Annotated in this window: 21 protein-coding genes; 11 read left to right on the forward strand and 10 right to left on the reverse strand. The window is 67.7% G+C overall.

Annotated elements, in window-relative coordinates:
* Position 1 precedes the first annotated feature (1 nt).
* Genes AC6EKW_RS12190 through msrB form a run of 7 tightly spaced genes read left to right on the forward strand, consistent with a single transcriptional unit; the run spans position 2 to position 6,923 of the window.
* Positions 2-1,006 carry a CobW family GTP-binding protein gene (locus AC6EKW_RS12190; protein WP_273889250.1) on the forward strand — a complete coding sequence of 335 codons (1,005 nt, stop codon included), beginning with the start codon at positions 2-4 and terminating at the stop codon, positions 1,004-1,006.
* Between the two features lie 3 nt (positions 1,007-1,009).
* Complete coding sequence (locus tag AC6EKW_RS12195; RefSeq protein WP_273889249.1) at positions 1,010-1,708, forward strand: cyclase family protein; 699 nt, start codon at positions 1,010-1,012, stop codon at positions 1,706-1,708.
* Positions 1,709-1,716: 8 nt separating this feature from the next.
* Positions 1,717-3,120 (forward strand): amidase, encoded by a 1,404-nt coding sequence (locus AC6EKW_RS12200; protein ID WP_273889248.1) that lies wholly within the window; start codon positions 1,717-1,719, stop codon positions 3,118-3,120.
* Positions 3,121-3,135: 15 nt separating this feature from the next.
* Positions 3,136-4,395, forward strand: a complete 1,260-nt coding sequence (locus tag AC6EKW_RS12205; RefSeq protein ID WP_273889247.1) for a Zn-dependent hydrolase — start codon at positions 3,136-3,138, stop codon at positions 4,393-4,395.
* 37 nt (positions 4,396-4,432) lie between these two features.
* The gene (gene hydA / locus AC6EKW_RS12210; RefSeq protein WP_273889246.1) at positions 4,433-5,860 is read left to right on the forward strand and encodes a dihydropyrimidinase; all 1,428 of its coding nucleotides are present in this window, start codon (positions 4,433-4,435) and stop codon (positions 5,858-5,860) included.
* Between the two features lie 5 nt (positions 5,861-5,865).
* Positions 5,866-6,519 (forward strand): isochorismatase family protein, encoded by a 654-nt coding sequence (locus AC6EKW_RS12215; protein WP_498514520.1) that lies wholly within the window; start codon positions 5,866-5,868, stop codon positions 6,517-6,519.
* Positions 6,516-6,923 carry a peptide-methionine (R)-S-oxide reductase MsrB gene (msrB, locus tag AC6EKW_RS12220; protein WP_273889244.1) on the forward strand — a complete coding sequence of 136 codons (408 nt, stop codon included), beginning with the start codon at positions 6,516-6,518 and terminating at the stop codon, positions 6,921-6,923. Before AC6EKW_RS12215 ends, msrB begins: the two co-directional genes overlap by 4 nt.
* Before the next feature lie 65 nt (positions 6,924-6,988).
* Here the strand turns inward: msrB and AC6EKW_RS12225 are convergent, their stop codons facing one another.
* From AC6EKW_RS12225 to AC6EKW_RS12235, 3 genes are all read right to left on the reverse strand, one after another.
* Entirely contained in the window at positions 6,989-7,477 is a 489-nt protein-coding gene (locus tag AC6EKW_RS12225) for a hypothetical protein (protein ID WP_273889243.1), read from the reverse strand.
* Positions 7,478-7,613: 136 nt separating this feature from the next.
* Positions 7,614-8,159, reverse strand: a complete 546-nt coding sequence (locus AC6EKW_RS12230) for a Fe-S-containing hydro-lyase (protein WP_498514521.1) — start codon at positions 8,157-8,159, stop codon at positions 7,614-7,616.
* Between the two features lie 8 nt (positions 8,160-8,167).
* Entirely contained in the window at positions 8,168-9,010 is an 843-nt protein-coding gene (locus AC6EKW_RS12235; RefSeq protein ID WP_498514522.1) for a fumarate hydratase, read from the reverse strand.
* Between the two features lie 155 nt (positions 9,011-9,165).
* Here AC6EKW_RS12235 and pckA point away from each other — a divergent pair, with 155 nt between their 5' ends.
* Positions 9,166-10,761 (forward strand): phosphoenolpyruvate carboxykinase (ATP), encoded by a 1,596-nt coding sequence (gene pckA / locus AC6EKW_RS12240; protein ID WP_498514523.1) that lies wholly within the window; start codon positions 9,166-9,168, stop codon positions 10,759-10,761.
* Here the strand turns inward: pckA and AC6EKW_RS12245 are convergent.
* The 5 genes from AC6EKW_RS12245 to AC6EKW_RS12265 form a co-directional block, all read right to left on the reverse strand.
* Positions 10,758-11,258 (reverse strand): VOC family protein, encoded by a 501-nt coding sequence (locus tag AC6EKW_RS12245; RefSeq protein ID WP_498514524.1) that lies wholly within the window; start codon positions 11,256-11,258, stop codon positions 10,758-10,760. The genes pckA and AC6EKW_RS12245 overlap by 4 nt on opposite strands.
* Before the next feature lie 73 nt (positions 11,259-11,331).
* Entirely contained in the window at positions 11,332-11,934 is a 603-nt protein-coding gene (locus AC6EKW_RS12250) for a hypothetical protein (protein WP_498514525.1), read from the reverse strand.
* A 99-nt stretch (positions 11,935-12,033) separates the two neighbouring features.
* Positions 12,034-13,794, reverse strand: a complete 1,761-nt coding sequence (locus tag AC6EKW_RS12255) for an ABC transporter ATP-binding protein (protein ID WP_498514538.1) — start codon at positions 13,792-13,794, stop codon at positions 12,034-12,036.
* On the reverse strand, positions 13,794-15,548 hold the full coding sequence (locus AC6EKW_RS12260) for an ABC transporter ATP-binding protein (RefSeq protein ID WP_498514526.1): 1,755 nt from the start codon (positions 15,546-15,548) through the stop codon (positions 13,794-13,796). Before AC6EKW_RS12260 ends, AC6EKW_RS12255 begins: the two co-directional genes overlap by 1 nt.
* A gap of 116 nt (positions 15,549-15,664) precedes the next feature.
* The gene (locus tag AC6EKW_RS12265) at positions 15,665-16,558 is read right to left on the reverse strand and encodes a LysR family transcriptional regulator (RefSeq protein ID WP_498514527.1); all 894 of its coding nucleotides are present in this window, start codon (positions 16,556-16,558) and stop codon (positions 15,665-15,667) included.
* A gap of 130 nt (positions 16,559-16,688) precedes the next feature.
* On the opposite strand from AC6EKW_RS12265, the gene AC6EKW_RS12270 reads away from it, so the two are divergent.
* The 3 genes from AC6EKW_RS12270 to AC6EKW_RS12280 are packed head-to-tail and all read left to right on the forward strand — an operon-like array spanning position 16,689 to position 19,673.
* A complete protein-coding gene (locus AC6EKW_RS12270; RefSeq protein WP_273889235.1) occupies positions 16,689-18,098 on the forward strand; it encodes a cytochrome ubiquinol oxidase subunit I in 1,410 nt (469 codons plus the stop codon).
* Between the two features lies 1 nt (position 18,099).
* Entirely contained in the window at positions 18,100-19,134 is a 1,035-nt protein-coding gene (gene cydB / locus AC6EKW_RS12275) for a cytochrome d ubiquinol oxidase subunit II (RefSeq protein WP_273889234.1), read from the forward strand.
* A 5-nt stretch (positions 19,135-19,139) separates the two neighbouring features.
* Positions 19,140-19,673, forward strand: coding sequence for a hypothetical protein (locus tag AC6EKW_RS12280; RefSeq protein ID WP_273889233.1), 534 nt, complete (start codon positions 19,140-19,142; stop codon positions 19,671-19,673).
* On the opposite strand, the gene AC6EKW_RS12285 is transcribed toward AC6EKW_RS12280, so the two are convergent.
* Positions 19,670-20,572: a DMT family transporter gene (locus tag AC6EKW_RS12285; protein ID WP_273889232.1), complete on the reverse strand. Its 903-nt coding sequence runs from the start codon at positions 20,570-20,572 to the stop codon at positions 19,670-19,672. The genes AC6EKW_RS12280 and AC6EKW_RS12285 overlap by 4 nt on opposite strands.
* A gap of 12 nt (positions 20,573-20,584) precedes the next feature.
* Positions 20,585-21,559, reverse strand: a complete 975-nt coding sequence (locus AC6EKW_RS12290) for an aldo/keto reductase (protein WP_498514528.1) — start codon at positions 21,557-21,559, stop codon at positions 20,585-20,587.
* Positions 21,560-21,728: the final 169 nt, after the last annotated feature.

Below are 21,728 nucleotides of genomic sequence, written 5' to 3' on the forward strand. Positions count from 1 at the left end.
GGTGGCGATCCCGGTGACGGTCGTGACCGGCTTTCTCGGGAGCGGCAAGACCACGCTGCTCTCGCGTGTGCTGCGGGAGCCGGAGCTCGAGAACACCGCCGTCATCGTCAACGAGTTCGGCGAGGTCGGGCTCGACCACCACCTGCTCAGGCCCGTCGCCGAGAGGACGCTCCTTCTGGGGAGCGGGTGCGTCTGCTGCAGCGAGCGCGAGGATCTGGTGGCGGCGCTCGGGGAGCTTCTGGACCTTTACCAGCGGGGTGAGATCCCCGCGCTCGACCGCGTGGTCATAGAGACGACCGGGCTCGCCGACCCCGCTCCCATCCTCCACACCGTCTTCTCCCACCCCGTGCTCTCCCACCACTTCACGGTCGACCTCGTCATAACCACCGTGGACGCGGTGAACGGCGCGATGCAGCTCTCCGGGAGCCCCGAGGCGACGAAGCAGGTCGCCGCGGCGGACGAGATCGTCATCACCAAGACCGACCTCGCCGGTCCGGGGGCGAAGGAGGAGCTCGAGGCGCGCATCGGGGCGATAAACCCCTCGGTGCGCATCGTCGAGGCATCCTTCGGAGAGGTGGACGTGAGGGAGCTCCTCTCCCCCGTGGTGCGGGTGGGGGAGCGGGATCTCCCGCGGCTGCAGGAGCACGACACCGCCTCGACCCACACCGTCTCGGTCACCTTCGACGGGCCGGTGGACTGGACGGCCTTCGGGATCTGGCTGTCGATGCTCCTGCACGCCCGCGGCGAGAGCGTGCTGCGGGTCAAGGGGCTCCTGGACACGGGGGGGCCGGGGCCCGTCGTCCTGAACGGCGTCCAGCACGTCATCCACCCGCCGCAGCACCTCGACCGCTGGCCGGATAGGGACCACCGCTCGCGCGTCGTCTTCATCACCCGCGACATACCGGAGGAGAGCCTCCTCGCCTCGCTCGGGGGTTTCTCCGGGCTGCTCGGCGCTGCGGCGGTGCCGCTCGGTAACGCCCATCCGCCGGTGGAGCAGAAAGGATGAGAGATGCAGAGGATAGTTGATCTCACGCTCGAGATCACCGACAACATGCCGGCGCACAAGCTCTTCCAGAGCCCGGTGGTGCTGCCGGCGCTCACCCACGAGAAGACCAAGGACTTCGGTCTCGGGGTTCCCGAGGACAGGATGACCTTCGCGACGAACTACCTGGGGATGCTCGACCACGTCGGCACCCACGTCGACGCCTTCTACCACGTCAACCCTCGGGGGGACTCCGTGGACGAGATGCCGCTGGAGCTCTTCTTCGGCAAGGCGGTTTGCTTCGACCTCACCCACATCCCCGACCTCGGTAGGATAGACGTCGGGGATCTCGAGGCCGCCGAGGAGAAGAGCGGCGTCAGGGTGGATGGGCACATCGTGCTGTTGAACACCGGGCTGCACCGACGCTACTACCCTGACCGCAAGATCGTCTGGAGCAACCCGGGGTTGACCGCGGAGGCGACGCACTGGCTCGCAGACCGGGGATCGAAAGCCCACGGTGTGGAAGGGCCCTCGACCGACGTCCCGAGCGACGACCTGTTCCCGAGCCACCGGGTCTGCCGCGACCGCGGCATCTTTCACTACGAGTGGCTGGTGAACCTGGAGGAGCTCGTCGGGAAAGGCGAGTTCACTTTTTACGGGGTGCCCCTCAAGATCGAGGGCGGAAGCGGCTCTCCGGTCCGGGCCTTCGCGGTGCTCGAGGAGTAGGAGGGACGGTGGTCGAGACCGCCTACGCGACCGCGTTCGATCTGCGCGGGGCCATCGTACGCCGGGAGGTCTCCGCGGTCGAGGTCGTGAGCGCGACCCTCGAGCGCCTGGAGAAGCTCGAGCCTCACCTCAACGCCTTCGTTACCCTCACCCCGGAGCTCGCGCTCGAGGCGGCGCGGGAGGCGGACGCGGCGCTCGCGCGGGGGGAGGAGCCGGGTGCGCTGCACGGGCTCCCGCTCTCGGTGAAGGACCTCATCGACGTGGGCGGTGTGAGGACGACCTTCGGCTCGCGGCTGATGGCGGGGAACATCGCCGCGGCCGACGCTCCCTCGGTCGAGCGGGTCCGGGCCGCGGGGGCGTGCATCATCGGGAAGAGTACGACCACCGAGTTCGGCTGCAAGGCAGGAGGCGGGGACAGCCCGCTCACCGGGGTGACCCGCAACGCCTGGGACCTGGAGAGGACCACCGGGGGATCGAGCGCCGGGGCGGCGACCAGCGTCGCGGCCGGGCTCACGCCGTTCGCGCTCGGGACCGACGGCGGCGGCTCCACCCGCATCCCCGCCTCCCTCTGCGGCGTCTTCGGGATCAAGGGACAGTTCGGGCGGGTGCCGTTCTTCCCGACGAGCGCCACCCCGACGCTCGCCCACGTCGGGGTCCTCTCGCGCACGGTGCGCGACGGGGCGCTCCTGCTCGGTGTGATCTCCGGCTTCGATGCCCGCGATCCTGCGAGCGTGGCCGGACCCGTCCCGGATTTTCTCGCCGCCTGCGAGGAGCCGGTCGAGGGGATGCGGGTGGCGTGGAGTCCGACGCTCGGCTACGCTAGGCCCGAGCCGGAGGTGGTTGAACTTGCGGAGAGAGCGGCGCTCTCCTTCGAGGAGCTGGGCTGCTCGGTCGAGCTGGTCGAGGAGGTCATGAAGGACCCGGTCGACCTCTGGAGCGCCGAGTTCTACGCCGGGGTGGGGACCAGGCTCAAGGACGCGCTGCATGGTTCACCGGATCTCATGGACCCGGCTGTGGTCGAGGTCCTGGAGCCCGCCCTAGATCAGACGATAGACGAATACTACGCGAAGGTCTTCGAGCGCTATGCTCTGCGGGAGGAGGTGCGCCGCTTCTTCGAATCCTTCGACCTGCTCCTCACGCCGACCCTGCCCGTGGCTGCCTTCGGTGCCGGCGTGGACATACCCCCACAGGTGTTCGACCGCAACGTCGTATCGTGGGTCTATTACACCTACCCGTTCAACCTCACCGGCAACCCGGCGGCCTCGGTGCCCTGCGGGTTTACCGCGGAGGGGCTTCCGGTCGGGTTGCAGGTCGTCGGGGCGACCCACCGGGAGACCGACGTCCTGCGGGCCGCGGCGGCCTTCGAAGAGGCGCATCCGTGGGCGCGGAGGAGGCCGGATCTCCCGCTATGACCTGAGGAGGTAGCTTTGAGCGACGCTTGGATCTCCATAGACCGCGAGAGGAGCGCCCGCAGGATGGAGCGCGACATCGAGACGCTCGCCGGGCCGGATTACACCCGCTCGCGTAAGGCGATACGCCGCTACGCCTACACCCCGGAGTACCGCAACACCCTCGACTACTTCATCAAGGAATTGGAGGCCGTGGGTTTCGGGTGCACCGAGGACCCCGTCGGGAACCTCGTCGCCCGCAACCGTCCCGCCGGGGAGAGGGTCTTCGGAATAGGCTCGCACTGCGACTCCAACCGCAACGGCGGCAAGTACGACGGGACGATGGGGGTCGTGGCGGCGCTCGAGGTCTGCCGGCTGAACGAGGAGCTCGGCCTGAACCTCCCCCTGCAGGTGATCTCGTTCCTCGAGGAAGAGGGCTCGGGGTTCGGGCAGATGGTACTGGGCAGCCGCATCGTCGCCGGGCGGGTGAGCGAGGAGGAGCTCAAAAGCTTCCGGGCGATAGACGACGGGCGCACCTTCTTCGAGCACGCAAAAGAAGCCGGCTACGAGCCGGAGCGGTGGCGGGAGTGCGCCCGCATCCTCGACGACCTCGTCGGGTGGATCGAACTGCACATAGAGCAGGCCCGGGTGCTCGAGGACACCGGGAACCGCCTCGGGATCGTCGACGCGATAGCCGGCTACGTCCACGCGGACATCACCGTCCGCGGGCGCAGCGACCACGCCGGGGCCACTCCGATGTACCTCCGCAGCGACGCCGGGCTCGTCATGGCCGAGTGCATGCTCGAGCTGGAGCGCCTCGCCAGGGAGGCGCCGGGCGGCACGGTCGGGACCGTGGGCGAGGTGGAGCTGGAACCGAACCTGATCAACGCGGTCCCCGGCCGGGCCCGCTTCTCTCTAGACATCCGGGGGGTGGACGAGGAGGCCTTCCGCGGCGTGGCGCGCCGCCTGCGAGACTTCGCCGCGGAATCCGCGCGGCGGCGCGGGGCCACATCCGATTACTCGGAGCGTCAGAGCCTGTCGGTGACCCCGCTGGATGAGCGGGTGGTCGGGGCGCTCGAGGAGGCCGCCCGGGCGAGCGGCGAGCCGTACCTGCGCATGCCCTCCGGGGCCGCCCACGACACCATGTGCGTCGCGGAGCGGGTGCCGGCCGCCATGGTCTTCGTCCCCTGCGAGGAGGGGGTGAGCCACTCTCCCGAGGAGAAGGCCGACCCGGCGGACGCCGCGCTCGGGGCCGAGGTCATGCTCAACGCGATAAGGAGGCTCGTCGCCGCGGGATAGGGTATCTTGGAGGAAGCGTAACGATGGAAGGAGGAGCATGTCGATCCTGATAAAAGGTGGCCGCATCATCACCGCAGCCGACGACTACGTGGGGGACATCTTCATCGAGGACGATACGGTCTCCCTCATCGGGCGCTCGCTCGACGTGCGGGCGGAGAAGGTCATAGACGCGAGCGGCAAGTACGTCATCCCCGGCTGTATCGACCCGCACACCCACATGGAGATGCCCTTCGGCGGGACCGTGAGCTGCGACGATTTCACCTCCGGCACGATCTCGGCGGCCTTCGGCGGGACGACGACGATCGTCGACTTCTGCCTGCAGCAGGCCGGGCAGACGCTCCCGGAGGCGCTCGAAACCTGGCACGAGAAGATAGAGCGCGCAAAGCCGGTCATCGACGTCGGCTTCCACCTCGCCGTCACCGATCTCCAGGAAAAGGGTACGCTCGAGGACCTCGCGAAGGCCCCCGAAGAGGGCGTCACCAGCTACAAGCTCTTCATGGCGTACAAGGGCGCGATCATGGTGGACGACGAGACGCTCTTTAAGGTGATGCAGGTGGCCTCCGAGACGGGCGCTCTCGTCATGGTGCACGCCGAGCACGGCGACTCGATAGACGTGCTCGTCAAGCAGGCGCTCGCCGAGGGGAAGACCGAGCCCAAATGGCACGCCGCGACCCGCCCCCCGATAACCGAGGGCGAGGCGACCAACCGCGCCATCCAGCTCGCCCACCTCGCCGACGCCCCGCTCTACGTCGTCCACGTCTCGTGCAGGGAGGCCATAGAACCGGTGGCCCGCGCCCGGGAGGCCGACTGGCGGGCCTGGGGTGAGACCTGCACCCAGTACCTCTTCATCGACGAGAGCTACCTGGACAAGCCAGACTTCGAGGGCGCCAAGTACGTCTACACCCCGCCGCCGCGCCCCAAGGAGAACCAGGAGCACCTCTGGCACGCGCTCTCCACGGGCGTGCTCTCTGTGATCTCGACCGACCACTGCCCGTTCAAGTTCGACGGCCAGAAGACCCTCGGCAAAGACGACTTCTCCAAGATCCCCAACGGAGGCCCCGGCGTCGAGGATCGGCTGATGATGATCCACAACTTCGGCGTGCGGGAGGGACGCATCTCGCTCAACAGGATGGTCGAGCTGCTCTCGACCGCCCCGGCGCGCTTCTTCGGGCTCTACCCGCGCAAGGGGACCATAGCCGTGGGTTCCGACGCGGACATCGTCGTCTTCGACCCGAACAGGAAGAAGACCATCTCCGCCTCGACCCACCACTCGAACATCGACTACAACCTCTACGAGGGCACCGAGGTCACCGGGGTTCCGGAGACGGTCCTGCTGCGGGGGCAGGTCCTGGTGGAGAACGACGAACTGGTCGCGAGCCCCGGCGCCGGGCGCTTCGTGAAGCGGGCACGCTTCGGCGAGGAGCTTCCCGGGGCGGCCGGAGAGCGGCCCATCCAGGTGGGGTGATCCGGATGACCGACGAGCAGACCCGCCGCGTCTACGAGCGGGCCCGGATGGGCGGGCGGCTGGGGCTGGGGGAGCGCCCGGCCGTCCTGGTCGTGGACTTCAGCTGCGGCTTCACCGACCCCGAGTGTCCCCTCGGGGCGGACATGACCGCCGAGGTGGAGGCCACGCGGCGCCTGCTCGACGCCGCCCGCGGGCGCGGCCTCCCCGTCATCTTCACCACCATCGGCTTCGAGGAGAACCTCGTCGACGGTGCACTCTGGGTCAGGAAGGTCCCTTCTCTGGGTGAGTTGCGGCTCGGGAGCCGCTGGGTCGAGCTGGACCCCCGCCTCGGGCGCCGCGAGGACGAGACCCTCATCGTCAAGAAGGGGGCGTCGGCCTTCTTCGGGACGAACCTCGCCGCCATCCTGACCTCCCTCGGGGTGGACTCGGTGGTGCTCTGCGGCGCGACGACGAGCGGCTGCGTGCGGGCGACGGCGGTCGACCTCCTGCAGCACGGTTATCCGGCGCTCGTGCCGCGCGAATGCGTCGGCGACCGGGCCGCCCCGCCCCACGAGGCCAACCTCTTCGACATCCAGGCCAAGTACGCCGACGTGGTCTCTCTGGAGGAGGCGCTCTCGTTCCTGGAGCGCGCCGGAGGTGGTGCTAGAATCGGGGTATGAGCGAGAAAACAGGGAAGACCGACGAACAGTTGCGCCGGGAGCTCTCCCCGGAGGAGTACGCGGTGACCCGCCAGAAGGCGACCGAGCCGCCCTTCACCGGGCGCTACTGGGACAACCATGAGGAAGGGGTCTACCGCTGCGTGGTCTGCGGCACGCCCCTCTTCAGCTCGGAGACCAAGTACGACTCCGGGACCGGTTGGCCGAGCTTCTGGGCCCCGATCGACGAGAAGAACATCGGAACCGAGGTCGACGACAGCCTCTTCATGCGCCGCATCGAGGTCCACTGTGCGAACTGCGGGGCGCACCAGGGTCACCTCTTCGACGACGGCCCCGCCCCCACGGGCAAGCGCTACTGCATAAACTCGGCCGCGCTGCGCTTCGAGCCGAAGGGCGAGTCCGGGTAGTCCGGGGATCGCTTCTCGGCGGAAGGGGGGCGGGCAAAGCCCGCCCCCCTTCCGTATCTCTTTCGTCAGTGGCTCTTCGAGGTCTGAGAGACCGAGAGGCTGCCGTCCCTGTAGGTGATCTCGAGCGTACCGTTCGGGGAGTTCATCCGCTGGGTGGCGTGGCTTCCTGGGGCTTCGAAGGTGACCTCCAGGGTGCCGCCGGTGCTTTGCCTGTGGATCTGGCACTCAAGCTGGCGTCCGCCGAGTTCGTAGGTGTAGACGGCGGGCGTCTTGCCTTCGAGGGTCTCCGTCCTGCTCCCTACGGTGCAGCGTCCCGAGAACGCCACCCCCGGGGTTCCGGAGAGCCTCAGGGTCGCCTGCTGACCGCTGGTCCCACCCGTGGAGGAGCCCTGCCTTACAGAGGATGCTCCCGACGAGACGCCCGCGGTGAAACCGCCCGTGGCCCCCGCGGAGGCCGAGGTCCCGCCGGTGGAGGCCCCTCCACCGGCAGAGCAGCCCGCGAGCAGCGCGCTGAGCAGCAGTACCACGGCCGAAAGGATGCTCTCCGATCTCAATGCTCCATCTCCCTGCGTCTCGAACCAGAGAGGCCGGGCCTGAAGGGAGGGGGGATGATGGGTGGCGGCCCGGCCTGCTCTGTCACAACTCTACGCACCGGGAGCCTCAGGGTTTCAACCCGCGCAACTTTTTTCTTCAGCGCCTGCGCCACCGCTCCCGGCCCTCGCGGTAGAGGTCGCCGCCGTGGAGGTCGTTTATCACCACGGCGGGGAAGTCTTCGACGAGGAGGCGGCGGACCGCTTCGGCCCCGAGGTCTTCGTAGGCGACGACCTCCGCCTCCCTCACGCACTTCGCCAGGAGCGCCGCCGTGCCCTCCACCGCCCCGAAGTACACGCAGCCGTGTCTGCGCATCGCCTCCACGACCTCCCGCGAGCGTACGCCCTTGCCGACCATCCCGCGCAGGCCCCGCTCTATCAGCAGCGGCGCGTAGGGGTCCATCCGGGAGGCGGTCGTCGGCCCGGCGGGGCCTATCGGATGGCCGGGCTTCGCCGGGGCCGGGCCGGTGTAATAGACGACCTGTCCCTCCGGGTCGAACGGCAGGGGCTCTCCGCGCTCCAGCGCCTGTTTCATCCGGGCGTGGGCGGCGTCGCGGGCGGTGTAGAGCACCCCGTGCAGGCGCACCACGTCCCCCGAACGCAGCGGCTCGACGTCCTCCCGCGAGAGCGGAATCCTGAGTTCCATCGTCCCGCTCACAGCTCGAACGAGAGGGTCCGGTGGGAGTGGCAGTCCAGGTTCACCGCCACGGGGAAGGCGGCGATGTGGGTCGGGGCGCTCTCGATGTGCACCGCGAGCGCCGTCTCGGTACCGCCGTAGCCGGCAGGGCCTATTCCGGTCGCGTTGATCTCCTCGAGGATCTCACGCTCCAGCCCTGCCATCGCCGGGTCCGGGTTCGGCTCGCCCGAGCGTCGGGTGAGCGCCTTCTTGGCCAGGAGCGCCGCGCGTTCGAACGGTCCCCCGATCCCCACCCCGACCGTCACCGGCGGGCTCGCGTTCGGCCCGGCCCGCTCGACCGTCTCCACCACGAAGCGCTTCATCCCCTCGACCCCCTCGGCCGGCGTAAGCATCCTGAGGGCACTCATGTTGTCGCATCCGGCACCTTTTATCAGGACGGTGAAGCGGAGCGCCTCCCCCGGCACGATCTCGTAGTAGACGGTCGCCGGGGTGTTGTCGCCGGTGTTGATCCTCTCCACCGGGCTCTTCACGATCGACTTTCTCAGGTACCCCTCCCGGTAGCCCCTCCGGACGCCCTCGTCTATCGCCTCCGGGAGGCTCCCGCCGGTGAAGTGCACCTCCTGCCCGACCTCGACGAAGAAGACCGCATACCCGGTGTCCTGACAGAAGGCGACCCGTTCCTCCCGGGCCACCCGCGCGTTCTCGAGCAGCTTCTCGAGCACCTCCCGGCCCTGGGGCGAGCGCTCCCGCTCGAGCGCCCGGCGCAGCGCCGCGAGGTGATCCACCCCGAGCGAGACGTTCGCCTCGATGCAGGCGTCGCGTACCGCGGCGGTCACCTCCTCGACCCTTACCTCGCGCAAAGCTCTCCCTCCTCGCAGAGAAGTGAACCCGTTTACCACCGGCCGGTCTTGTGTGCGAGCCGGTTGAGTATGCCAAATGTTAAACTTCCGGGGCAGGTCTTTGCGCTTCCGCAGAGGGTGTGGGGCGCACTCAGAGGGTGAGAGGGAGAGCATCTATGGACATGCTGGTACGCAAGGCGACGCTCGAACGCTTCGGGGTCGAGAAACCCGGGACGCTGCACGAGAACCTGCCTCCCGCGCGGCTCATCGAGGCCGCCGTGAGGAGGCGCGAGGGGATGCTTTCCGGTTCCGGGGCCCTGGTCGCCAGGACCGGCAAGCGCACCGGGCGTTCGCCGAAGGACAAGTTCATCGTGCGCGACGAGAACACCGAGTCGCGGGTGGCGTGGGGACCGAACCAGCCCTTCGACCCCGAAGACTTCGAGCGGTTGCTCAAGAAGGCCGCGGCGTACGTGGATGGGCTGGAGGAGGTCTGGATCGCCGACGTCTACGCCGGCGCCGACCCCCGCTACCGCCTCAACGTGCAGGTGATAGCCGAGCAGGCCTGGCAGGCTCTCTTCGCCTACCAGCTCTTCCGTCGGCCGACGCTCGAAGAGCTCGACGACTTCGAGCCCGACTGGACGGTCATCTCGCTCCCCGGGTTCCTCGCCGAACCCGAGGAGGACGGCACCAACTCCGAGACCTTCGTCGGGCTGGATTTCACCCGCAGGGTCGTCCTGATCCTCGGTACCGGCTACGCCGGGGAGATCAAGAAGAGCATCTTCAGCGTCCTCAACTACGTCCTGCCGGTCGAGCACGGGGTCCTGCCGATGCACTGCTCGGCGAACATGGGCGACGAGGGGGACGTGGCGCTCTTCTTCGGCCTCTCCGGGACCGGCAAGACCACCCTCTCCGCCGACCCCGAGCGGCACCTCATCGGCGACGACGAGCACGGCTGGTCCGACCGGGGGATCTTCAATTTCGAGGGCGGCTGCTACGCCAAGACCATAGACCTCTCCCCCGAGAAGGAACCCCAGATCTTCGGCGCGATACGCTTCGGAACCATCCTGGAGAACGTCGTCGTGGACCGCAGGACCCGCAAGGAGGACTACTCCGACGCCTCGATCACCGAGAACACCCGCGCCGCCTACCCGCTCGAGTACATAGAAGGTGTCGTCCCGGACGGGATGGGCGGACACCCGAAGGCCATCCTCTTCCTGACGGCCGACGCCTTCGGCGTCCTCCCCCCGATAAGCATCCTCTCCCCGGAGCAGGCCGCCTACTACTTCCTCAGCGGCTACACCGCCAAGCTCGCCGGGACCGAGGCGGACATGGAATCCGAGGTCGAGGCAACCTTCTCCGAGTGCTTCGGTGCCCCCTTCCTGCCGCTCCCGGCGACGACCTACGCCGAGATGCTCTCCGGCAGGATCAGAGAACACGGCTCGCGCTGCTATCTGGTCAACACCGGCTGGTCCGGCGGACCCTACGGGGTCGGAAGCCGCGTCGAGCTCGCCTACACCCGCAGGATGGTCCGCGCCGCGGTCTCCGGGGAGCTCGACGGCGTCTCCACCCACACCCATCCGGTCTTCGGGCTGGAGGTGCCGGAGCGGGTACCGGACGTGCCCGCCTCGATCCTGGACCCGCGCGAGACCTGGGCCGACAAAGAGGCCTACGACCGGCAGGCGAAGAAGCTCGCCACGCTCTTCGAGAAGAACTTCGAGAAGTTCGGCGAGGCGGTCCCCCGCGAGGTGCGCGAGGCAGGCCCCAGGGCCTAGCCGGTCACCGGGGACTCCAGCTCGGCGAGGAGCCCGTCGAAATCCAGGGGACGCCTGGTGAAGGTGGGTCTCCCGCCGAGCCTCGGCCACTCTCCCGGGTCCCGGTCCCAGGCGAGCTCGATGCCGTTGTGGTCCGGATCGTGGAGGTAGATCGCCTCGTGGGTGCCGTGGTCCGAGGCCCCGTCGATCGGCCAGCCGGCATCCAGAAGCCGCTTCAGGGCCCGGGCCAGGTCCCTGCGCTCCGGATAGTTTATGGCGAAGTGGTAGAGCCCCGTGGAACCGGGCGGGGGCGGTGAGCCGCCCCTGCTCTCCCAGACGTTGAGCCCGATGTGGTGGTGGTAGCCACCCGCCGAGAGGAACGCCGCCTCCTCCCCGAAGCGCGTCACCAGCTCGAAGCCCAGCAGGTCGCGGTAGAAGCCGATGGCACGGTCGAGGTCGGAGACCTTGAGGTGTACGTGACCGATCCTGGTCCCCGCGGGGACGGATTCGTGGGGCATGGCCGGCTCCTTCCCGTTATCTGGACTACGGTCCATTATACTCCGGGGGCGTTCGAGGTTACCGAAAGAGCACTCAACGGCGGCGGGATAGAGGGACCAGAGAGTTCATCTCGGCCAGGAGCTTGTCTCCGTTGTCTGGTCGGTAGACACCTGCACCGTTCGAGGCCAGCAGGCATCCGGAGAGTCTGATGTCTACGATGACCCTCCGCGAGCCTCCGGGGTAGGAAAAGGCGGCGAGCGCCGTGTCGGGCCTGCGCTCCGCCGGGCACGAGAGGGACCGGTTTTTCTTTACCGGAGCGAAGGAGTCGAGGAGTCTCTGCAGGTGTTCGATCTCGACCTGTGAACTGGTCGCCATGGAGCTCGCCAGGGGAGGAGGGACCGGCTTGTGATCCTGTTCAGGAGGTGCCACCACGTAGCGGCAGACCCTGAGATGGTTGGCTCCTGGCGGCACCAGCTCCTTGGATAGACCGGGGCCTTCGTTCTCAAACGCTTTCGCTCCACTTACTATCGCTATCGGTACGGACTTCGGACACCTCTTATCCATCGCCAGCCTGACGTTGGTCAGAGAGGATTTGGTCGCGCTGCGGTGACCGGATGGGGTGCGTACCGGCGAGCAGGAGGGCACCAGGAGGGCCACGGTCATAAATCCAGTCAGCACGCAAAATAACCTGGACATCTACGGGCCCCCTTTCGATGGTCCCGGGCTATGGTGATTTTTGTAACACCTCCTGCCCGGAACGTCTTGCCCTGCAGGCTGCGGGCCGCGCCGGGGATCTCAGGCGGCGGCGAACTGGGACTCGTAGAGCCGGCGGTAGGCGGAGGGGCGGGAGATGAGCTCCTCGTGGGTTCCCTGCTCCACGACGCGCCCGCCGCTCACGACGATGATCCTGTCGGCCCCGCGCACGGTCGAGAGTCGGTGGGCTATGACGACCGAGGTACGCCCGGCGAGGAGCCTCGCGAGGGCTCTCTCGATGCGGGCCTCGGTCGCCAGATCCACGCTCGAGGTCGCCTCGTCCAGGAGCAGGATGCGCGGGTTCGCCAGAAGTGCCCGGGCGAAGGCGATGAGCTGGCGCTCGCCGACCGAGAGCCTGCCGCCGCGCTCGCGCACCTCTGTCTCGTAGCCCTCCGGGAAAGCGCGGATGAAGTCGTCCGCTCCCACGGCCTTCGCCGCCGCGACGACCTCCGCGTGGGTGGCGTCCGGGCGTCCGTAGCGGATGTTCTCCTCGATGGTGCCGGTGAACAAAAACGTGTCCTGCAGGACAACGCCCATGTGCGAGCGCAGCGAGGAACCGCGGATCTTTCGCAGATCGGTGCCGTCTATGCGCACCGTCCCCGAGGTCGGGTCGTAGAGGCGGGAGAGGAGCTTGGCTATCGTGCTCTTGCCGGCGCCGGTCTCGCCGACGATCGCGAGCGTCTCGCCGGGTTCGATGCGGAAGCTCACGTCTTTGAGCACCGGTTCGCCGTCCGGGTAGGAGAAGCTCACGCGGTCGAACTCCACCCGCCCCTCCAGACGTACGATCTCCCTCGCCTCTGGGCTGTCCGCGCGGTCCGGCTCGGTGTCGAGCACCGAGAAGACCTTCTCGAGCGAGGCCATCGTGCTCTGCAGGTCCGAGTAGAGCTGCGAGAGACCCTGGATGGGCTGGAAGAACATGTTGATGAGCCCGATGAACGCGACCAGGTGACCGACGGTCATCGCGCCGGAGATCACCCGGAAGCCGCCGTAGAGCAGGACTATCGCGAGCGCGAGGGCGCCCATGAGCTCCACGGCCGGGAAGTAGACCGAGGAGAGTCGGGTCGAGCGGACGTTGGCCCGGCGGTAGGCCAGGTTCCTGGGTTCGAAGTCGGCGAGGGCGCGCCGCTCCCGGGTGAACGCCTGCACGACGCGCATCCCGGAGACGTTCTCCTGCAGGAAGGCCGCGACCTCGGCTATCGCCTCGCGGGCCCGGCGGAACGCCTGCATGCTCGAGCGGCGGTAGAAGACGGTTGCCGTGGCCATGAGCGGGCTTATGGACATCACGGCGAGCGCGAGCCTCCAGTCCAGGACGAAGGTCGCGACCAGCACGCCCACGAGGGTGAGGGTGTTCTTGATCAGGTTCTGCACCCCGTCGTTGAGGAGGTTGGTGAAGTTCTCGATGTCGTTGGTGAGCCGCGAGATGATCCAGCCGGCCCGCTGTTCGGAGAAGTACTGCAGCGAGAGCGACTGCAGGTGTCCGAAGAGCGTGTTCCTGAGGTCGAGGATGACGTGCTGGCCGACCCAGCCCATCCCGTAGGTCTGCACGTATCCCATCGCCCACGAGGCGGCGCTCACCCCCAGGTAGAGGGCGGCCGTCGCGTAGATCACGCCCATGCTGGCATGCCCGCTCTTGGCCCCGAGTCCGTAGTCTATCGCGTAGCCGACGATGAGCGGCCCGGCGAGGTCCGCCCCGGCCGAGAGCGCGGTGATGGACGCGAGCGCGAGGAGACGCCCCTTGTAGGGCCGGGCGAAGGCGAGCAACCGGAAGAGCGGGAAGCCGAGCAGGTAGCGCTTCAGCCTCATCACGCCGAGGCCCTCTCCGCGTCGGAGCCGTACATCCTCGCGTAGATCCCGCCCCGTCCGAGCAGCTCCTCGTGGGTTCCGCTCTCGGCGATGCGCCCGCCCTCTACGACGAGTATCCGGTCGGCGAGCAGGATCGTCGAGAGCCGGTGGGCGACGACGAACGTCGTCAGCCCCGCCGCCTCCCTCAAGGTGTCGCGCAGGGCCTCCTGGATCTGACGCTCCGTCTCGGCGTCCACGCTCGAGGTGGCATCGTCCAGGATGAGGATGCGCGGGTGCTTGACGAGCGCGCGGGCTATCGCGACGCGCTGCTTCTGGCCGCCGGAGAGCGTGATGCCCCACTCCCCGACCCGGGTGTCGTAGCCTTCGGGGAAGCGGGAGATCTGGTCGTGCACCCCGGCCGCCTTCGCGGCGGCCACGATCTCTTCGTCGGTCGCCTCCGGGTTGCCGAAGGCGATGTTCTCTCGCACGCTCTCGGAGAACAGGAACGTCTCCTGCGGCACGATCCCGACGGCCCGCCGCAGCTGCGTGAGGTCCAGCTTCCTCACGTCGATCCCGCCGACGAGGACCTCGCCCTCCCCGGGGTCGTAGAAGCGGGGGATGAGCGAGAGGAGCGTGCTCTTGCCCGCGCCCGTGGCCCCGACGAGCGCGACCGTCTCGCCCGGCTCGACCTTCAGGGCGACCCCGCGCAGCACGGGGGTGCCGCCGGCGTAGGAGAAGCCGACGTCGTGCATCTCGACGGAGAGCGGTCCGCTCTCGGGCAGGGGCCTGGGATGCTCAGGGCTCTCTATCTCCGGCGTGACGTCGAGCACCTCGAAGACCCGCTCCGAGGCGGCGAGCGCCCGCTGGCCCTGGTCCACGACCATCCCGAAGCTCTGCATCGGGGAGACGAGCTGCATCAGGAAGAGCTGGAAGAGGACGAAGTCCCCTAAAGATATGCTGCCCGCGGCGTACGCGCGTCCGCCGAAGAAGATCAGGAGCACTACCGAGACCGCCGGAAGGAAGCTCATCCCCGGGATGTAGAAGGCCCGCAATCCCCTCGCGGCCATCGTCTCGCTGAAGACGCCCTCCGCCCGCTCGCCGAAGCGCTCCCGCTCGAAGGGCTCGCGGGCGAAGCTCTTGACCACCCGGATGCCGGAGACGTTCTCCTGCACGGCCGCGGTCACGCCGGCGAGGCGCCGCTGCACGGAGCGGAAGATCGGGTGTACCCGGCTCGCGAACCGCCAGGCCGCGAGCGCCAGGACCGGCATCGGGAGCAGCGCCACCGCGGCGAGGGCGGGCTCGAGGTAGAAGAGCACCGACGCCACCACGACCAGCGTGACCGCGCTGATGAAAAGCTGGAACATCCCCCAGCCGACGAAGAACCTTATGACGCGCAGGTCGTTGGTGGCCCGGGAGACGAGCTCCCCGGTCGGGGCGTGATCGTAGAGGCCGTGCGAGAAGCCGACCATCTTCTCGAAGAGCGCCCGCCGCATGCGGTACTCGACCGCGTGCCCTACGTAGTTCGTCGAGTACCTCCGGGTGCCGTTGAAGAGGAATCGCAGGACGGCGAGCGCCACGAGCTCCCCGGCCAGCTTCCAGAGCGCCCCCGGATCGCCGCTCCCGGAGCCGTGCGGCAGCGCCCGGTCTATCCCGACCTTGACCAGCCACGAGATGGCGAGCGTGCTCACCGTGTAGCCGACCGCGCAGAAGATCCCGAGGAGCAGGAGCAACCTGAGCCCCCGGGTGAACGACATCAGCCTGAAGAACGTCTTCAAAAACGCCGCCTCTTCTTTGCGTTTACAAACGTGCGCTGCAAAACGTTGCGAGGATCGTCCTCCGCGATCAAAGCCAGTACAAGTCTATACCCGCTGGCGGTGGCTACAACGGTGGCTCAGAGCACCGGACGCCCGCTCACCTCGGAGACGACGTTGAGGAATCCTCTGAGCACGGCTCCCGGTGCTCTCTTCGCCGACCAGATCACGGACACCTCCGCCTCGAGTCCCGCCTCCGCGAGGGGCCTGTACTCTATGCCCCTCCCGCGCAGCCTCTGCAGCGAGACGGGGACGAGGGAGAGCCCGAGCCCGCCCGCCACCAGGTTCGCTACCGTGTGCAGGTGGGTGGCCTCCTGCACGACACGAGGTCTGAAGCCCGCCCGTCCACACCCGGCCATTATCCGGTCGTGGAGCATCGGCGCCACCGCCCTCGGGAACAGCACGAAGGGTTCTCGCTCCAGGCTGGCCAGCGTGACCTCCGTCTCGCGGCAGAGGGGATGGCGCTCGGGGAGCGCCAGCACGATCGGCTCCCGGTATACGACCCTCGCCTCGACCGTCGGGCTCGCGGGAGGGTGGGCGAAGCCGACCGCGATCCTGCCTTCCCGCAGCGCTTCGAGCTGGGCCGGGGTGGTCAGCTCCTGGAGCGTCAGACTGACACCGGGGAAGCGCTCCCCGTACCGCCGCAGTACCGCCGGCAGCAGCTCGTCGGTGGCCGATGGCACGACACCTACCTCCAGATGCCCCCGCTCCCCGCGTCCCGCGCGCCGGGCCGCCTCCGCCGCCCGGTGTGCCCCCTCCAGCACGGCCTCCGCCTCCTCCAGCAGCGCCTCCCCCGCTTCGGTGAGCTCTACCCGGTGGTTGCTCCTCTCGAAGAGCCGTACCCCCAGCTCGCCCTCGAGCCGGGAGATCTGCTGGCTGAGCGAGGGCTGGGCTATATGGAGCGAGGCCGCCGCCCGACCGAAGTGTAGCTCCCTGGCCACCGCCACGAAGTATCTGAGATGCCTCAGCTCCATCCTTCGCATTGTAATAGGAAGCTTCTATCGAGGGATAGAGAGGCGATACCGTCCGCTCTCACGGAGGATGGTATCGCTTGAGGTGAGGGGGCGGAGCCTCCGTAGAAGAGGCGAGAAGTCGGGAGCGGAGATGATCCTTTCCGGTTCGGGTGTGGTGGTCGGGTTGCTGCAGGGCAACTCGGAGGCCTGGGTTTTGGACCGCTGGCAGTTCGGGGGCAACCTGCTCTACCACTACCTCTACCCACAGTTCAACATGGGGATCATCCTGCTCATCTTCATCATAGAGACCCTCCATCTGCGCACCAGGAAGGACTTCTACAGGAAGGCGGCGGACTTCTGGGTCAAGATCTTCGCACCGGCGTTCGTCATCGGGGCCGTGACGGGAATCCCGCTCGAGTTCGGCTTCGGGACCAACTGGGCGATCTTCTCCAAGGTCTCCGGAGGGGTGATCGGGCAGACGCTGGCGATGGAAGGGGTCTTCGCCTTCTTTCTCGAGTCGGCCTTCCTCGCGATCTACATCTACGGGCAGGACATGTTCGGGGCCTGGGGCCGCTGGGTATCCGCTCTGGCGATCCTGGTGGGCAGCTGGGGATCGGCGTACTTCATCCTCTCGGTGAACGCCTGGATGCAACACCCGGTCGGCTACGAGAAGCTCCCCGACGGACAGCTCGCGCTCAAGCACTTCTGGGAGTTTCTGCTCAACCCCTGGCTCTACTCCCACCAGCTCGAGCACGTCTTGAACGGTGCGGTGATCACCGGGTGTTTCGCGATGGCGGGGCTCGGGGCTTTCTACGTGCTCTCCGGCCGGGACGTGGAATACGGCAGGTTTTTCGTCACCCTCGGCGTCGTCGTCGGGGTGTTCGCCTCGCTCATGCAGGTGTGGCCCTTCGGCGACGCCGAGAGCCGGGCGGTCTCCGAGCAGCAGCCCATAAAACTCGCCGCGCAAGAGGGCGTCTTCGACACCGAGCGGGGGGCGCCGTGGGTTTTGATCGGCCAGATCAGCATGGAGCAACAGAAGATCGTGAACCCGGTCGAGATCCCGCGGTTTTTGAGCTTCCTCGCCTACCGGGACTGGAACTCCAGGGTTGAGGGGCTTGACGCCTTTCCGAAGAAGCTCTGGCCCGACAACGTACCCTTCGTCTACTACGGGTTCAGGAGCATGGTGTTGCTGGGGTTCCTCTTCGCCGGGATGATGGTGCTGGCTGCGCTGCTCCTCCTCTGGGGAGGCCGGCTCTTCAGGGCGCGGTGGATGCTCTGGGTGCTGATGCTCTCCCCGCCGCTGCCGTTCGTCGCGAACTCGGTCGGCTGGATCACGGCCGAGACCGGACGGCAGCCCTGGATCGCCTACGGGTTGCTGCGCACCAGCCAGAGCGCCTCGCCGCTGGTCGGGGTGGGCAGCCTCTACTTCACGCTGGCCGGCATGCTCGGCGTCTTCGCCCTGCTGAGCCTGCTCTACGCCGTGATAGTCCTCGGTTTGATCCGGGGCGGACCAGAAGAGGAGCAGGAGCTCGAAGGCGAGGAGCTGAAGGTGGGAGGTTGAGGTGGAGACCATCTGGTTCATCGTCGTCTGCTTCCTGCTCATCTCCTACGTCGTACTCGACGGCTTCGACCTCGGGGCGGGTACCCTGCATCTGCTCGTCGCGCGTGAAGACCGGGAGCGCCGGGCCGTCCTGATGGCGGTGGGGCCGGTGTGGGACGGCAACGAGGTCGCTCTGGTGGCCTCCGGAGGAGCGCTCATCCTCGCCTTTCCCTCCCTCTACGCCTCGGCCCTGAGCGGCTTCTACCTGCCGATGTTCATCGTGTTCTGGCTGCTCGTGCTGCGAGGCGTCTCGATAGAGGTGCGCCAGACCATGAACGATCCGCTCTGGCACTCGTTCTGGGACTTCACGTTCTTCCTGGGGAGCGCCCTCTTGCCGTTCGCCTTCGGCACCGCCCTCGCCAACGTCATGCGCGGTCTGCCGCTGCACGAGAACGGCTTCTTCTTCATGCCACTCTGGACCGACTTCGATCCCCTCTCCTCCCACCCCGGCATCCTGGACTGGTACACGACCATCATCGGGTTCCTGGCCTTCTTCGCCCTCGCGACCCACGGGGCGAACTTCCTGGCGGTGAGGACCCGGGGGGAGGTGCGCGCGCGGGCCCGGATATTCTCGATCTCCGGCTGGGTGGCCACGCTCGTCCTCACGGTGCTCGGCACCGTCTCGACGTTCTACCTGTTCCCCCGGCGTCTGGACAACTTCTTCGGCATGCCGTGGGGACTGGCCTTCCCGCTCGCCGCGCTCGGCGGGCTCGCCGGGATGGGCTACTTCGCCCTGAGGGGCAGGGACTGGCCCGCCTTCGCCTCGTCCGCGCTCTACGTCGCGGGCATGCTCGCGAGCACCGCCTTCTCGCTCTTCCCCGATGTCCTCCCCGCCACGAACCCCGCGAACAGCCTGACGGTCCATAACGCCTCCACCACCACCCACGGCCTCGTGGTGGGGATGATCTCGTGGCTGGTGGGGATGGTGCTGGCCGCGGCGTGGTTCTTCATCACCTACGGGCTCTTCTTCCGGGAGCGCATAGAGGAAGAGGGGTAGGGTCTTTGCTCGGATCAGAGGACATCCACCCCAAGCTCCACCCGGGGACCATGAGGGAGCTCGCGGCCGGAATCCTGCGCGGAGCCCTCGCCGGGGCGGTCTTCCTCGCCTTCGAGGTGGTCGTGAGCGGGCTCGCCGGAGCCGGATACACCTGGCCGCTGCGCCTCGTCGCCGGGATCCTGCTCGGATGGGGGGCTCTTCCCCCGAGGCCCGAGTTCTCGATCGGCGTCGTGATCTTCGTGGCCCTCGTGGTCCACTTTGCTCTCTCCTCGGCCTTCGGAGCCCTGTTCAGCGCGCTCTTCCACAACTTCGGAGGGCGCATGGGCGCTTCGTGGGGGCGGAACGCAGTGCTTTCGGGCCTGGCGTTCGGGTTTCTGCTGTGGGGCGTGGACGTATACGTGCTCGCCGTCTTCTTCGACGCCTTTCCCTGGTTCGAGCAGGCGAACCCTCCGGTCGCCGCGATCGGTCACGTCTTCTTCTACGGCGGGGTGCTAGGGCTGCTGGTGGCCCGGAGGTTCGCCGGACGCAGGCCGGGCTAGGATGTTCTCTGCGCACCCTTCGGGGTGCGGTTGACCAGGTAGATGCCAGTTACGATGAGGAGCGCCCCCACGACGAGCGTGGCGGTGAAGGGCTCGCCGAGGAAGATCACGCCGATCGCGACCGAGGTGAGCGGGACGACGAAGATGTACGCCGAAGCCCGGCTGGCCTCCCCCGCGCTCACCAGCCCGAGCCAGAGTATCCAGGCGAGCGTTATCGCGGCGAGCGAGATGAAGAGCAGACTCCACCAGAACTCGCCCGAGGACCACCGGATCGCCCCCCACGACTCGGTGAGGCTCCCGACCACCGTGAGGCCGACCCCGCCGAAGAGGAACGAGAGCGCGATGAACCACAGCGTCGAGACCACGCCCTGCACCCGCTTGAAGTACACCGTGCCGATGGACCAGCTGATCCCTCCCACCACCCCGGCGAGGAGCCCGGGGAGCTCGAAGTGTCCCCCGAGGTCCCCGAAGCTCACCGCAACCACCCCGAGGAAGCCGAGCGTGAGCCCGACGATCTTCGCCACGCCGAGCGATTCCCCGAGGAAGAAGGACGCGAGCAGCCCGGTGACGATCGGCTGCAGGTAGACCAGCACCGCCGCGAGCCCGGAGGGGAGGTCCAGCACCGCTATCGTCTGCAGTCCGACGAAGAGCCCGGAGTTGAAGACGCCCGAGATGACGTAGGTGTGCCAGACCCCACGCAGCTTCGGGAGCCCGTCTCGGAAGACCGCCACCGCCGCGAGCCCGAAACCCCCGATCAGAACCCTTATCCCGGCGAAGAGCAGCGGCGGGGCGTCCCTGAGCCCGATCTTGACGAAGGGGAACGAAGCCCCCCAGATGAGCGCCAGCGCGACGAAAGCGAGCGCGGCGTTTCTGGGGGAGGAGAGGAGCCTGTCGTTCAACCGCGGCTCTCCCTACATCCCCTCCGGGGCGGGTCCGCCGACCGGGACCGCACCCCGCATGATCTCGTCTATCTCTCGCAGCTCCTCTTCGGAGAGGTCTATCTCGGCCGCCGGTGCAGTCCCTTCGATGTGATCCGGCCTCCTGGCCCCGACTATCGCGGCGTCGACAGCCGGGTTGGCGAGCGTCCAGGCCACGGCGAGCTGCGGGAGGGTGTAGCCCCGCTCGCCGGCGAAGCGCTTGAGCTCTTCCACCTTCTCGAGGTTCTTCTCGAAGGCCTCTCCCTGGAACATCGGGCTCTTCGAGCGCCAGTCGTCTTCCGGGAAGCGCGTCTGCTTCGTCATCCTTCCGGAGAGCAGCCCGTGGGCGAGCGGTCCGTAGACCAGCACCCCGATCCCGTGCCCGGCGCAGTAGGGGAGGATGCGCTCCTCGATCTCGCGCCGGAAGAGGTGGTAGGGTGGCTGCAGCGCGTCCAGCTTCCTTACCTTCTCGAAGGCGGCCATCTGCTCCTCGTCGAAGTTGGAGACGCCGACGTAGCGGATCTTGCCCTCCCTGACCATCTCATCCAGCGCCCCGGCGCTCTCCTCGACGGGGACGTCGGGGTCGGGCCAGTGTAGCTGGTAGAGGTCGACGTAGTCCGTGCCGAGGAAGCGCAGCGAGTCCTCGACGCCCTTGCGCAGCCAGCCCGGGCTCGCATCCCTCAGAAGGGCATCCCCCTCCATCCTGAGCCCGCCTTTGGTGGCGAGGACGACCTCATCGCGCCGGCTCTTCAGTTCCGGGGCGAGGGCCTCCCCGAGCAGCCGCTCTGCTTCTCCGAACCCGTAGGCCTGCGCGGTGTCGAAGAAGTTTACGCCGAGGTCGAGCGCCCGGCGGATGGCGGACTTTATCTCGTTCTTCTGCGGGGCACCCCAGTCACCCCCGGCCTGCCAGGTTCCGAAGGCGATCCTGGAGACGTTCAGGTTCGTCCGTCCGAAACGGGTGTATCTCATCGAAATGCCTCCTCGAAACGACTCTCTTCGAACACGGGCACTCTTCCCGCAAACGCGAAAAGGTAAACGGAGTTCTCCGTGCCAGGCAGAGTCTACAACCATCGTGCCCGTAGTACGACCTTGGAGACGGCAGCCAGACGGCTCCTTGGTGCTGGACCTTGCTCTGCTG

The sequence above is a fragment of the Rubrobacter sp. M3-4 genome, assembly GCF_059772285.1.